This is a genomic window from Billgrantia aerodenitrificans (genome assembly GCF_021404405.1).
Lineage (GTDB): Bacteria > Pseudomonadota > Gammaproteobacteria > Pseudomonadales > Halomonadaceae > Halomonas > Halomonas aerodenitrificans.
This window is the reverse complement of record NZ_JABFTV010000002.1, coordinates 538,210-551,192: the sequence shown is the minus strand read 5'-3', so window position 1 is coordinate 551,192 and position 12,983 is coordinate 538,210. Positions and strand designations below refer to the sequence as shown.

11 protein-coding genes are annotated in these 12,983 nt (G+C 66.7%); all 11 read right to left on the bottom strand.

The window, feature by feature from the left end; all coding sequences use genetic code 11:
* Positions 1–80 precede the first annotated feature (80 nt).
* Genes HOP59_RS05805 through ftsL form a run of 11 tightly spaced genes read right to left on the bottom strand, consistent with a single transcriptional unit; the run spans position 81 to position 12,976 of the window.
* A complete protein-coding gene (locus HOP59_RS05805; protein WP_010629139.1) occupies positions 81–803 on the bottom strand; it encodes a cell division protein FtsQ/DivIB in 723 nt (240 codons plus the stop codon).
* Positions 800–1,729: a D-alanine--D-alanine ligase gene (locus tag HOP59_RS05800; protein ID WP_010629140.1), complete on the bottom strand. Its 930-nt coding sequence runs from the start codon at positions 1,727–1,729 to the stop codon at positions 800–802. Before HOP59_RS05800 ends, HOP59_RS05805 begins: the two co-directional genes overlap by 4 nt.
* Positions 1,726–3,138, bottom strand: a complete 1,413-nt coding sequence (gene murC, locus HOP59_RS05795) for a UDP-N-acetylmuramate--L-alanine ligase (RefSeq protein ID WP_051004664.1) — start codon at positions 3,136–3,138, stop codon at positions 1,726–1,728. Before murC ends, HOP59_RS05800 begins: the two co-directional genes overlap by 4 nt.
* 58 nt (positions 3,139–3,196) lie before the next feature.
* Positions 3,197–4,252 carry an undecaprenyldiphospho-muramoylpentapeptide beta-N-acetylglucosaminyltransferase gene (murG, locus tag HOP59_RS05790; RefSeq protein WP_035591510.1) on the bottom strand — a complete coding sequence of 352 codons (1,056 nt, stop codon included), beginning with the start codon at positions 4,250–4,252 and terminating at the stop codon, positions 3,197–3,199.
* A gap of 29 nt (positions 4,253–4,281) precedes the next feature.
* Positions 4,282–5,541 carry a putative lipid II flippase FtsW gene (gene ftsW / locus HOP59_RS05785; RefSeq protein WP_234253136.1) on the bottom strand — a complete coding sequence of 420 codons (1,260 nt, stop codon included), beginning with the start codon at positions 5,539–5,541 and terminating at the stop codon, positions 4,282–4,284.
* Positions 5,531–6,910, bottom strand: a complete 1,380-nt coding sequence (gene murD / locus HOP59_RS05780) for a UDP-N-acetylmuramoyl-L-alanine--D-glutamate ligase (RefSeq protein WP_234253135.1) — start codon at positions 6,908–6,910, stop codon at positions 5,531–5,533. Before murD ends, ftsW begins: the two co-directional genes overlap by 11 nt.
* 37 nt (positions 6,911–6,947) lie before the next feature.
* On the bottom strand, positions 6,948–8,030 hold the full coding sequence (gene mraY, locus HOP59_RS05775) for a phospho-N-acetylmuramoyl-pentapeptide-transferase (protein ID WP_010629145.1): 1,083 nt from the start codon (positions 8,028–8,030) through the stop codon (positions 6,948–6,950).
* A gap of 9 nt (positions 8,031–8,039) precedes the next feature.
* A complete protein-coding gene (locus tag HOP59_RS05770; protein WP_234253134.1) occupies positions 8,040–9,407 on the bottom strand; it encodes a UDP-N-acetylmuramoyl-tripeptide--D-alanyl-D-alanine ligase in 1,368 nt (455 codons plus the stop codon).
* The gene (locus HOP59_RS05765; protein WP_234253133.1) at positions 9,404–10,912 is read right to left on the bottom strand and encodes a UDP-N-acetylmuramoyl-L-alanyl-D-glutamate--2,6-diaminopimelate ligase; all 1,509 of its coding nucleotides are present in this window, start codon (positions 10,910–10,912) and stop codon (positions 9,404–9,406) included. Before HOP59_RS05765 ends, HOP59_RS05770 begins: the two co-directional genes overlap by 4 nt.
* A 31-nt stretch (positions 10,913–10,943) precedes the next feature.
* On the bottom strand, positions 10,944–12,653 hold the full coding sequence (locus HOP59_RS05760) for a peptidoglycan D,D-transpeptidase FtsI family protein (protein ID WP_010629148.1): 1,710 nt from the start codon (positions 12,651–12,653) through the stop codon (positions 10,944–10,946).
* Positions 12,650–12,976: a cell division protein FtsL gene (ftsL, locus tag HOP59_RS05755; protein WP_010629149.1), complete on the bottom strand. Its 327-nt coding sequence runs from the start codon at positions 12,974–12,976 to the stop codon at positions 12,650–12,652. Before ftsL ends, HOP59_RS05760 begins: the two co-directional genes overlap by 4 nt.
* Positions 12,977–12,983 lie beyond the last annotated feature (7 nt).

Sequence of the window (12,983 nt, the reverse complement as noted above, 5' to 3'; positions counted from 1 at the left end):
CATGCTTCACGATACGGGTTATTGACGACAAAGAAAACACCGCAACGCTGCAAGACGAGCCCGAAAGGTGAATAAAGGTCTCAGCCGGCCCCGTCGTCGTCGTCCTGCAGGTCGGTTTCGCCATGCCAGGCCACGGCAACTCCATTGGGATAACGCAAATCGATATAACGAATATGCGCTGCATGAGGTCCCAACTGCCGCTCCCATGCTGCAGCCAACCTGGCCAGACGTGCGTCTCGATCGCTACGTCCCAGCATGACCCAGACCCCGTCGTCGAGCTGCAGCCGCCAGGCGCCGCGCGGCTCCAGCCGCAGTTGCGAGATGGTGATTCCCATGCGGTCAAAGCGCGAACTCAAGCGATTGTGATAGGCCAGCACCTCGGCACCGCTGCCCACCGGACCGGCAAGATCGGGCAAGCCTTCAGGCGGCTCTATCGGCTCGAAGGCGAAGGGTTCGCCATCGGGATTGAGCAGATAATCATCGTTCCAGCGCGCCACCGGCACCTGCTCGACCAGCTCGAACGCCAGCGTATAAGGCCACTCACGCGACAGCCGAACTTCAGCCAGCCAATCAATATTGCGCGCCGCGCGGCGCAATGCCGGCAAGTCGGCCGAGAGCCAGGTCTGGCCCTGCAGCAGCGGCGCCAGCTGCGAGCGCAGATAATCGGCGCTGACGTGCTGCAATTCGCCGCGGATCGCCACCCGCTCGATGGGGCGATCGAGCCAGGTCCACAGGGCGCGACCGCCTGCTCCCAGCAGGATCAGCAGCAGCAATACCCCCAGCGTCGAGCCACGACTGCTCATGCCTGACGCGGCTCCAGCGTGGTACGCAGAATACGCAGCACCAGTTCATCGAAGCCCATTCCGGCATGGGCGGCCGCCTGGGGCACCAGACTGTGGTCGGTCATGCCCGGCGAGGTGTTGACCTCGATGAGCCAGAATCGCCCTTGGGCGTCGCGCATCACGTCGACGCGTCCCCAGCCCTCGCCGCCAACCGCCTCGAAGGCCTGACGGCACAGCACTCCCAGCACCGCCTCCTGCTCGGCATCGAGACCGCAGGGAAGGTGGTAGCGGGTGTCATTCGAGTTGTACTTGGCTTCGTAGTCGTAGAAGCCGCTCGGCACCTCGACGCGAATGGCCGGCAACACGCGGTCGCCCAGGAGCGATACCGTATATTCTTCACCGCTGATAAAGCGCTCGGCCATGACCCGGGCGTCGTAGCGAGCCGCTTCAAGGTAAGCCGCCTCGAGAGTCTCCCGGCTGTCGACGATGGTGATGCCGAGGGTCGAACCCTCGTGCACCGGCTTGACGATCAGCGGCAGCCCCAGGGTGGCGACGATCTCGTCCCAGTTGCTGTCGGCCGCCAACATCAACGACTCCGGCGTGGGCAGCCCCAGGGCCTGCCACACGAGCTTGGTGCGCTGCTTGTCCATGCCCAGCGCCGAAGCCAGCACGCCGCTGCCGGTGTAAGGGATGCCCAGCAGCTCGAGCGCGCCCTGCAGCGTTCCGTCCTCGCCGCCACGCCCATGCAGGGCGATGAACACGCGGTCGGGGGCCAGTGCTTCGAGGCCGACCAGGCCGCCATCGGCGGGGTCGTAGCCGATGACGTCGACACCGCTGCGCTCGAGCGCCGCCAACACCGCCGTTCCGCTCCTCAGCGATACCTCGCGTTCAGCGGAATTCCCGCCGAACAGCACTACTACCCGGCCGAGCCCTTGCGTCTGCATCATAGCGTCACCTCGTCGAGATTCAGTCGGCTCTCGGCCAACCCAAGGGCGATGCCGCCCACGTCACCCGCTCCCTGAGTGATCAGAATGTCGTCATCTCTCAGCACCCTGGCCAGCAGGTCCGGCAGCTCGGACTTATGCTGCACGAAGATCGGATCGAGCGGACCGCGCTGGCGAATGGAGCCTGCCAGCGTCTTGCCATCGGCGCCGGGAATGGGCGCCTCGCCGGCGCTGTAGACATCTAGCAGCAGCAGCACGTCGACCCCCGCCAGCACCCTGACGAAATCCTCATAGAGGTCGCGGGTACGGGTGTAACGATGAGGCTGATAGACCATCACCAGCCGACGCTGGGGCCAGCCGGCCCGCACCGCCTTGATCACCATCTCCACTTCACGGGGATGGTGGCCGTAGTCGTCCACCAGCATGACCTCGCCAGTGCCGGACGGGGGCGGAAAGTGACCGTGCACCTGGAAGCGCCTGCCCACGCCGGCAAAACCGGCCAGGCCGCGCAGGATGGCAGCATCGTCGACGCCGGCATCGGTGGCCACGGCGATAGCCGCCAGCGCGTTCAATGCATTGTGCCGCCCCGGCATGCCCAGGCGCACCTCGAGGGGCGCCAGCCCATCGGGGCGTAGCGCGGTGAAGCGGATCTCGCCGCCCTGCTGCACGAAATCGGTAATACGGTAGTCGGCGTCCTCGCTGAAGCCATAGGTGACGAACTGGCGATGAACGCGGTCGAGCAGGCTACGCACGTGCTCGTCGTCGATGCACAGGATGGCCAGCCCGTAGAACGGCAGGTTGTGCAGAAACTCGATGAAGGTGCCCTTGAGCCGCTCGAAGTCGCCGCCGTAGGTGCTCATGTGGTCGGCGTCGATATTGGTGACGATGGAGACCATCGGCTGCAGGTGCAGGAACGAGGCATCGGATTCGTCGGCCTCGGCCACCAGGTAATCGCCTTCGCCCAAGCGCGCGTTGGTACCGGCGCTGGTCAGCTTGCCACCGATGACGAAGGTCGGATCGAGGCCGCCTTCGGCGAGCAGCGTGGCGGTCAGGCTGGTGGTCGTGGTCTTGCCGTGGGTACCGGCCACGGCGATACCGTGGCGGAAGCGCATCAGCTCGGCGAGCATCTCGGCCCGGCGCACCACCGGCACGCGGTGCTCCTGGGCCCAGCGAATCTCGGGATTCGATGCGTCCACGGCGGTGGAGACGACGACCACGTCGGCGCCCGCCACGTTGCCCTCGGCATGGCCGATGGCCACGCGAATGCCGCGCTCACGCAGCCGGGCCACCACCGTCGAGGCCTTCAGGTCGCTGCCGCTGACCTGATAGCCCTGGTTGGCGAGCACTTCGGCGATGCCGCACATGCCGGCGCCGCCGATTCCCACGAAATGGATGTGCCGAATACGGCGCATGCCCAGGCCCCGCCCGTGGCGGGGCAGCGTTGCCTGACCGGGAACCGGCCTCAAAGTGCTATCGCTCAAGCGCTGTCTCCATGCAACCGGCCACCAGGCGCTCGACGGCATCGAGGTGCGCGCAGCGGCGCGCTTGCCGGGCCATGGTGGCGAGAGTGTCGGGGTCGAGCAGCGTCGTTAGGCTCTTGGCCAGCGCCGCCGTCGTCATCTCATGCTGCGGCATCAACTGCGCCGCACCCGCCGCCACCAGGGCGCGGGCATTGGCCGTCTGGTGATCGTCTACCGCGTGGGGCAGCGGTACGAACAGGGCCGGCTTGGCCGCGGCAGCCACTTCGGATACGGTCAGCGCCCCGGCCCGACAGACGACCAGATCGGCCCAGTCGTAGGCCGCCGCCATGTCGTCGATGAAAGCGCTCACCTCCGCCTCGACGCCCTGCGCCAGATAGACGTCACGGGTCGCCGTATCCTTGTCGCGGCCGGCCTGGTGCCGTACTTCGGGACGGCTCGCTTCAGGCAGTGTGGCAAGCGCCTCGGGCAGGCGTTGGTTGAGGGGCAGTGCCCCCAGCGAGCCGCCGACGATCAACAGTCGCAGGCGCCGGCCGCGCATGGTCTGCGCCTCGCGGGGCGACTCGCCCAGAGCGGCAATCTCCTCGCGTACCGGATTGCCGACCACCTCTCCCCGCGAGCCGAAGGCCTGGGGAAAGGCGGCATAGACGCGGCGGGCCAGCCGCGCCAGAGCGCGGTTGGTCAACCCGGCCACGGCGTTCTGTTCGTGGATCACCAGCGGTCGGCGCAGCAGCCAGGCCGCCAGCCCACCGGGCCCGCTGGCGAAACCGCCAAGGCCCACCACCAGCGCCGGCTCGAGCCGGCGAATGATGCGTACCGCCTGCCATACGCTGCGAACCAGATTGAAAGGCGCCTTGAGCCAGCCGCCCAGGCCGTTGCCGCGCAGGCCGGCCACCGCAATGCGATGCAGCGGCAGTTCGGCCGCCGGCACCAGCCGGTTCTCGATTCCTCGCGGGCTGCCCAGCCAGTGCACCTCCAGCCCCTGGGCCTGCAGCCCGCGAGCCAGCGATAGCGCCGGAATGACATGGCCACCGGTGCCGCCCGCCATGATCAGTACCCTTCGCTGCCCGACTTGCGTCACTTCATGACTCCCTGTCCATGGATCCTGGGTTCACGACGCCCGACGGCTTCCCGTGGTGCGGTCGGGCTGGCCCGCCGCAACGCCTGACGAGTATCGATGTCGACCCGCAGCAGCAGCGCCATCATGGCGGCGCTGACCAGCAGGCTGGAGCCGCCGTAACTGAGCAGCGGCAGGGTCAAGCCCTTGGTCGGCAGCATGCCGGTGCTCACGGCGATGTTGATGAAAGCCTGGGCGCCGATCACCAGGGCGATGCCATAGCTGACATAGGCGGCAAAGGCCATCCCGGCCAACTCGGCACGCCGCCCTACCGCCAGCGCCCGCCAGATCAGCAAGGCGAACAGCCCGACCACGGCAATGGCACCGAACAGCCCCAGCTCTTCGGCGATCACGGCAAAGACGAAGTCGGTGTGGGCTTCGGGCAGGTAGAACAGCTTCTGCACGCTGTTGCCGAGGCCCATGCCCAGCCAGTGGCCGCGACCGAAGGCGATCAGCGCCTGGGTGAGCTGATAACCGCTGGCGAACTGATCGGCCCAGGGGTCGGAGAAACTGGTCAGTCGCGCCAGGCGGTATGGCTCCGCAATGGCCACGTAGAAACCGAGCACGCCGACGCCGATCAGGATGAAAACGAAGCGGCCCCAGGGCGCGCCGGCCAGCAGCAGCATGCCCAACACGCAGCCGGTCATCACCACCACCGCACCGTAATCGGGCTCGAGAATCAGCAGGACGGCAATCACCCCCATCACCAGCAGCGGGCGCAGAAAGGCGCCCCAGCTACGACGGACCTCCGGCAGGAAACGCTCGAGGTAACCGGCCAGGTAGACGATCAGGCACAGCTTGGCTACCTCGGACACCTGCAAATTGAAAGGAAGCAGGGGTATCGACAGCCAGCGCCGGCTGCCGTTGACCTCACGCCCGATCAGCAGCACCAGGAACAGCAAGGCAATGCTGATCAGCAACAGCAGTGGCCCGTTGGCGCGCCACCAGGCCAGCGGGGAGCGCAGCGTCACGACGCCAACCCCGAGCGCCATGAGCACGAACAGCGCATGGCGCTGGCTGAAGTACCAGGGGTTTCCGGTGAGGCTGGCCGCCACTTCGGTCGACGCCGAGGTGACCATGACCCAACCGGTCAGGATCAAGGTCAGGGCGGCAAACAGCAGCCAGCCGTCGAACGGTTGATCGCGGGTCGATAGCCGCTGGCGCAGGCGCCGCAGCCGCGCGAACCGCACCTTGCTCGCCTGCTTCGTCTTAGTCGACATGTCCCGCCTCCTTCACGAACCGCTCGACGCCTCGGCGAAACGCCTCTCCGCGTGCCGGGTAACCGGAAAACTGATCGAGGCTGGCACAGGCTGGCGAGAGCAATACGCAGTCGCCCGGCGCGGCAATGTCCCGCGCTCTGACCATCGCCGCCGATAGATCGTCGACCCGGGTCACTGTCACGCGGCCCTGCAGCGCCGCAGCGATCCGCTCGGCATCGGCACCAAACAGAATCGCCTCACGTGCGTAGCGGGCCAGCGGCTCGGCCAGCGGCGAAAAATCCGCCCCCTTGCCCTGCCCCCCGGCCAGCAGCACGAGGCGTCCGGGCAGGGTGGGCCCCAGCCCGGCGATGGCCGCCAGGGTGGCGCCGACGTTGGTTCCCTTGGAGTCGTTGATCCAGCGCACGCCGTCCACTTCGGCCACCAGCTCGCTGCGATGAGGCAGGCCCTTGAACTGGCGCAGCACGCGACTCATGGCCTCCAGCGAAAAGCCGAGATGCGACCCCATGGCCAGCGCCGCCAGGGCATTGGCCTGGTTGTGACGCCCCGCCACTCCCAGCTCGTCGGCCGCCATCAGCGCAGTGCCACCATGCATCAGCCAGTCGCGACCGTCCAATTGGGCGATACCCCACTCGTCCGCCTGCGGCGGCTGAGTGGTAAAGCGCTCCATGGGGAGCGGGTCGAGGGGCCAGGTCATCGGGTCTTCGGCATTGACCACGGCATGACGAGCGCCGCGGAAGATGCCCAGCTTGGCTGCGCGATACCCCACCATGTCGTCGTGGCGATCCAGATGATCTTCGGAGAGATTGAGAAAAGCGGCCGTCTCGGCGCCCAGCCGAGGGGTCGTCTCGAGCTGAAAGCTCGACAGTTCCAGCACGTAGAGCTCCGCCTCGGGGGCTTCGGCCAGCAGATCCAGCGCCGGCGTGCCCAGGTTGCCGCCTACCGCCACCCGCCGACCGGCGGCCTGAGCCATCTCGCCCAGCAGCGTGGTCACGGTGGACTTGGCGTTGGAGCCGGTAATGGCGGCGATGGGGGCACTTGCGGCGCGTACGAACAGGGCGATCTCGCCCACCACCAGCGGCTCTCCCGAATCGCGCCGACGCCCCACCCACTCGGCCAGGCCCGGCGTACGCAGGTCGACGCCGGGGCTCACCACGATCTCCGCCGCTTCACTCATGTCGAGCGCCGTGAGCACTCCGCAGTGAAGCTCCACCTGGGGGTGGGCGCGACGAAAATCGTCGAGCCCCGGCGGCACTTCACGGGTATCGGCGACCATGAAAGGCACGCCCGCTCTGGCCAGGTGCCGGCAGATGGCCCGGCCGGAGATACCCAGCCCGACCACCAGCGTCACTCCCTTCGGCACCTTGCGCATTCCACTCTCCTCGCCCGACAGGATGGGCGCACTCGAATCAGCGAATCTTGAGCGTCGCCAGACCGACCAGAACCAGCACCACGGTGATGATCCAGAAGCGCACGATGACCCGCGGCTCCGGCCAGCCCTTGAGCTCATAATGGTGGTGCAACGGCGCCATGCGGAAGATGCGACGCCCGGTCAGCTTGTAGGAGCCCACCTGGAGGATCACCGAGATGGTCTCGAGCACGAAGATGCCGCCCATGATGAACAGCACGATCTCCTGGCGCACGATGACCGCCACCACGCCGAGAGCCGCACCCAGTGCCAGCGCCCCGACATCGCCCATGAACACCTGGGCCGGATAGGTGTTGAACCACAGAAAGCCCAGCCCGGCGCCGGCAATGGTGGCGCAGAAGACAGCCAGCTCGCCGGCACCGGCAATGCTCGGGATCTGCAGATAGTTGGCGAATACCGCGTTGCCGCTGGCGTAGGCGAAGATCGCCAGGCCCATGGCCACCATGACAGTGGGCATGATGGCCAGGCCATCCAGGCCGTCGGTGAGGTTGACGGCGTTGGAGCTGCCCACGATCACCAGATAGGTGAGCACGATGTAGAAAACGCCCAGCGGGATGACGATGTCCTTGAACAGCGGCACGATGAGGCTGGTTTCCACCGCACTGGTGGCGGTCAGATAGAGCACCAGTGCCGTTGCCAGGCCGATCACCGACTGCCAGAAATACTTCCAGCGCGCCGGCAGCCCGCGGGGGTTCTTCTCCACCACCTTGCGATAGTCGTCGACCCAGCCGATTGCACCGAAGCCCAACGTCACCACCAGCACGATCCACACGAAGCGGTTGGTGAGATCGGCCCACAGCAGGGTGCTGACGGCGATCGCCATCAGGATCATGGCCCCGCCCATGGTCGGCGTGCCCGCCTTGGACAGATGCGACTGAGGGCCGTCGTCGCGCACTGCCTGACCGATCTGGCGCTCTACCAATCGCCGAATCATCCACGGCCCCAGCCACAGGCAGAGCAGAAGAGCCGTCATGGTGCCCAGGATCATGCGCAGGGTCAGATAATTGAAAACATTGAAGGCGCTCTGGTACTGCGCCAGAAAATCAGCCAGAAAAAGCAGCATGTGTTGCGTTCACCTTGATGCGTCAGCTCGTAGCGCCGCCACGACCCGTTCCATGCCAGCGCTGCGCGATCCCTTGATCAGAACGCTGGCACCGGTGGGCAGATGGTCCAGGACATGACGCGTCAGCGCCTCGTGGTCGTTGAAATGAATTCCGCCGTCGCCGAAAGCCTGACTCGCGGCCCGTGCCGGCTCGCCGCAGGTCATCAGCACGTCGATCCCCAGTTTGCGTGCGTAGTGGCCGACCTCTGCATGCAGCCGGTCCGAATCCCTCCCCAGTTCTCCCATGGCGCCAAGCAGGCACCACCTGGGGCCGGGCAGCTCGGTCAGCAGCGCCAGCGCCGCCTTGACCGCTCCCGGGTTGGCGTTATAGCTGTCGTCCAACAGATGGCTCTGCCGTATACCGCCCAGCGGGCTCAGGCGCCCCGGCATCGGTATGCAAGCCGCTAGCCCTGCCAGCACCTGCTCGCTGTCGACACCCAGCGCCAGCGCACCCGCCGCTGCCGCCAGCGCATTGGCGACGCTGTGCCGTCCCAACAGGGCAAGCTGCACCCGGCCCAGCCTGCGTCCGTCCATGACAAGCGTGAAAGCATAGCGCCCCAGAGCGTCGCAGGCCAGCTCGTCGGCCCGCACTCGGCTGTCTTCGGCGAATCCGAAATCCAGCACTTCACGCGGTGCGGCAAGTTGTGCCCAGAAAGGGTAATAGACATCGTCGCGGTTGAGCACCGCCACGCCATCGGCGCCGAGCCCGGCCAATATCTCGCCCTTGGCCTGGGCGATCTGGCCCATGCCGCCGAACTCGCCGACATGCGCTCCGGTGACGTTGGTGATGATGGCCACCTGTGGCTCGGCGAGACTGGTGGTCCAGGCGATCTCGCCAAGGTGGTTGGCGCCCAGCTCTACCACCGCCAGACGATGCGCGTCGGTCAACCCCAGCAGAGTCAATGGTGCGCCGATATCGTTGTTGAGATTGCCTCGTGTGGCCAGGGTCATGCCGCCCAGACCAAGCAGTTGGGCCAGCAGCTCCTTGACGCTGGTCTTGCCGCTGTTTCCCGTTACCGCCACCAGCGGGCCGCCCCAGGCCCGACGCCGGGCACGCCCGAGCAGACCGAGCGCCAGGCGCGTATCGGGCACTACCAGTTGAGGCAGCGGGTCCTCGACGGGCCGCTCGACCAGAGCTGCCGCGGCACCGGCTTCGCGGGCCTGGGCAATGAAGTCGTGGGCATCGAAGCGCTCGCCGCGCAGTGCCACGAACAGGCTACCCGGCGACAGGCTGCGCGTATCGCTGACGATATCGCCCAGTGCAACGTCGCCTTGGGGCGCATTCACGCCCAGTGCGGCGGCCACCTCGGCAAGCGTGTGCAGACCTGAGCCGCTCATTGTTCCGCCTCGCGCCTGGCCAATGCCGACTCGGTCTCGGCGACATCGCTGAAGGGATGACGCACGCCGGCGATCTCCTGATAGGTTTCGTGGCCCTTGCCGGCGATCAGTACCACATCGCTGGCGTCGGCCTGTGCGATGGTGCGGGCAATGGCTTCGCTACGCCCCGCCACGACCTCGCTACGCTGGCTGGCCTCGGCCGACACGCCGGCAAAAATCTGCTGACGTATCTCGGCGGGGTCTTCACTGCGGGGGTTGTCGTCGGTGATCACCAGCCGGTCGGCATGACGCTCCGCCGCCGCCCCCATCAGCGGGCGCTTGCCGCTGTCGCGATCGCCGCCGCAGCCGAACAGACACCACAACTTACCGTTGCCGGGCAGATGCTGGCGCAGCGCGCCCAGCGCATTCTCCAGCGCTCCGGGAGTATGGGCGTAGTCGACGATCACGGTCGGCATGCCATCGCTGCCAAAGCGCTGCATGCGTCCGGGTACGGGCGTCAGCCCGGATGCCGCGGCGAACAGCGCTTCCAGGCTTTCCCCGAGACCGTAGAGCGTGGCAATGGCAAGCAGCACGTTGTCGAGATTGAACCGCCCCATCAGCGGCAGCTCAAGGCTATGCTCCCCCTCCGGCGTCGCTACCAGCGCCAGCTGGCCGGACGTGCTTGGCTTCCAGTCGACGACGCGCAGCGTCGCCGCCGGATCGTCGCCGACGGCCAGCACGCGCACCCCGCCCTTGAGACCCGCCAGCATCAGACCGGAAAGGGAGTCGTCGGCATTGACCACCGCCAACTCCAGCTCGGAGCGACGAAACAGGCGTGCCTTGGCCGCCGCATAGGCGGCCATGCTGCCGTGATAATCCAGGTGATCACGAGTGAGATTGGTGAACACCGCGGCCATGACCCGACAGCCCTCGAGGCGGTCCTGCTCAAGCGCATGGGAAGACACCTCCATGGCCACCCGCCCGATACCGCCTGCGGCCATCTCACCGAGAGCCGCCTGCAGCATCAGCGGCCCCGGCGTCGTCAGCCCGGTATCCGTGAGCTGCCCGGGACGCCCGACGCCCAACGTGCCGATGAGCCCGGCCGCCCGACCAAGGGCCGCACTCAGTTCGGCCAGATAGTGAGTCACGGAGCTCTTGCCATTGGTCCCGGTAACACCGATCAGCTCCAGCGTCTCCGGCACTTCGTACAGCCACTGCCCCAGCTCGCCCAGGCGCTGGCGCAGAAACGGCAGTCCCAGCACCGGCTGCCCTTCGGCCGAGTCAGGGAGCGATTCGCCCGGTTCGAGATGGTAGAGCACCTGCACGGCGCCCGCCTGCAGCGCCTGGCCCAGATACCTACGGCCGTCTCCGCTCACACCGGGCACGGCCACGAAGACATCGCCCGGTTCGACCAGACGGCTGTCGAGCACCAGACGCAACGCAGCATCGCCGGTCGACTCCGGCATCGTCAGATTGGGCCAGCAGCGGCGCAGAGCCAACTGTAGACGGGAAGCACTCACCTGCATCGACGCACCTCTGTCGTAGGAAAGGCAGCTGTCATTGTGTTCGTTGATCCGGCGGCACGTCGAGCAGGCGCAGAGCGCTGCCCGTGACACGCGAGAAGACCGGCGCCGCCACGGCACCGCCGAAGAAATCTCCAGCCCGGGGATGGTCGATCATGACGACAGTGACGATGCGCGGATCGGACACCGGGGCAACGCCGGCAAACAGGCTGCGATAGGCGTTCTCTTCATAGCCTGTCACCGAGGTCTTGCGTACCGTACCGGTCTTGCCCGCCACGCGATAGCCCGGCACCGCCGCCCGCCGCCCGCCGGTGGTCGGCTGCACGGACTGCTCCATGATGCGCAGCAGCTCGTGGGCCACCTGAGGATCGATGGCCGGCTCTCCCATCGGTGCCTCGTTCAGCTTGAGCAGCGAAGGCGGCATGCGCACCCCGCCGTTGGCCAGGGCGGTATAGGCGCTGGCCAGCTGCAGGGCGGAGACCGATAGGCCATAACCGTACGAGAGCGCTGCCCACTGGCTGCGTGACCAGCGAACAGGCGCCGGCATATGACCTACGGCCTCGCCGGGAAAGCCGGTATCGGTGCTCTGGCCAAAGCCCAGCCGACGGTAGAGGTCGGGCACCAGCGGATCGTCCAGTTGCAGCACCAGCTTCGACATGCCGATGTTCGACGACTTTTCGAGAATGCCCGCCAGATCCAATCTGCCGTAGTTGCGTATGTCGCGAATGGTAAAGCGGTCGATGCGCATCCACCCCGGCGAGGTATCGACCACGATGTCGCTGTCGAAGCGTCCGCTTTCCATGATGGCCGCCATGGCCAGAGGCTTCACTACCGAGCCGGGTTCGAAGACGTCGACAATGGCCTGGTTGCGCAATCCGCGCGGGTCCAGCCCGGCACGGTTGTTGGGGTTGTAGGAGGGCTGATTGGCCATGGCCAGCACTTCGCCGGTGCGGGCATCCATCATCACGACCACACCGCCATCGGCATCGTGCTCGGCCACGGCTGCCTTGAGCTCGCGATAGGCCATGTACTGCAGCCGTTGATCGATGGCAAGGGTCAGCTCACCTCCCGGCTGGGCCTCGCGCAGAACGGCCAGATCCCGCACCAGGCGGCCACGGCGGTCCTTGATCACCCTGCGCTGCCCGGGTGTGCCGGCCAGGTAGGGCTGGTAGGCAAGCTCCACCCCCTCCTGGCCCATATCGTCCACGTTGGTCACACCCAGCAACTGGGCAATCACTTCGCCGGCGGGATAATAGCGCTTGTATTCATGCTGGGCATAGACGCCGGGAACGCGCAGATCCAGGACCCGCTGTGCGGCAACCGGGGTGAGCTGGCGACGCAGGTACATGAACTCCCGCGCCGCGAAACGCTCCAGCCTGGCATCCAGATCGTCGGGTGGCATGCCCAGCGCCTGGGAGAGCATCAGCCGCTGGATACGGTCCTCGGGGACCTCCTGGGGATTGGCCCACAGCGTCACCACCGGAGTGGAGATGGCCAGCGGCTCGCCGTTGCGATCGGTAATCATGCCGCGGTGTGCGGTGAGCGACTCGGTGCGCAGAATCCGCGCATCGCCCTGCCCCTGCAGGAACGGTCGGTCGAAGACGTGCAGGGTCACGATACGTCCGGCCAGCAGCAACAGGCCGATGAACACCACTCCCAGCACGACGCCGTACCGCAGCCCACCCATGGGCGCCATGGGCGGGCGCCGACGCGGTGTCACTCCATTGCGCACATCCGTACTCATGGCCGGATGACCTCGACTTCGTTGACGTGGGGAAGCCGCATCTCGAGCCGCTCGACAGCCAGACGCTCGATGCGCGCCGGCGACGACCAGGCACTCTCCTCCAACAGCAGTTGTCCCCACTCCGTCTGCAACTGGTCGCGCTCGCGCTCGAGCTGCTGCAGACGCGCGTACTGGGCGCGTGTCTGATGGCTGGTATTGACCACCGCCATGGCGGTGATCAGGCACGCCAGGACCAGGCCGATGACCAGCAGCAGCCGCCAACTGGGGCGCCTGTTCGCTGGCCAGGCGGCTCGCAGCATGCGTGGTGACAGGCGTCCTTGCATCATGCCG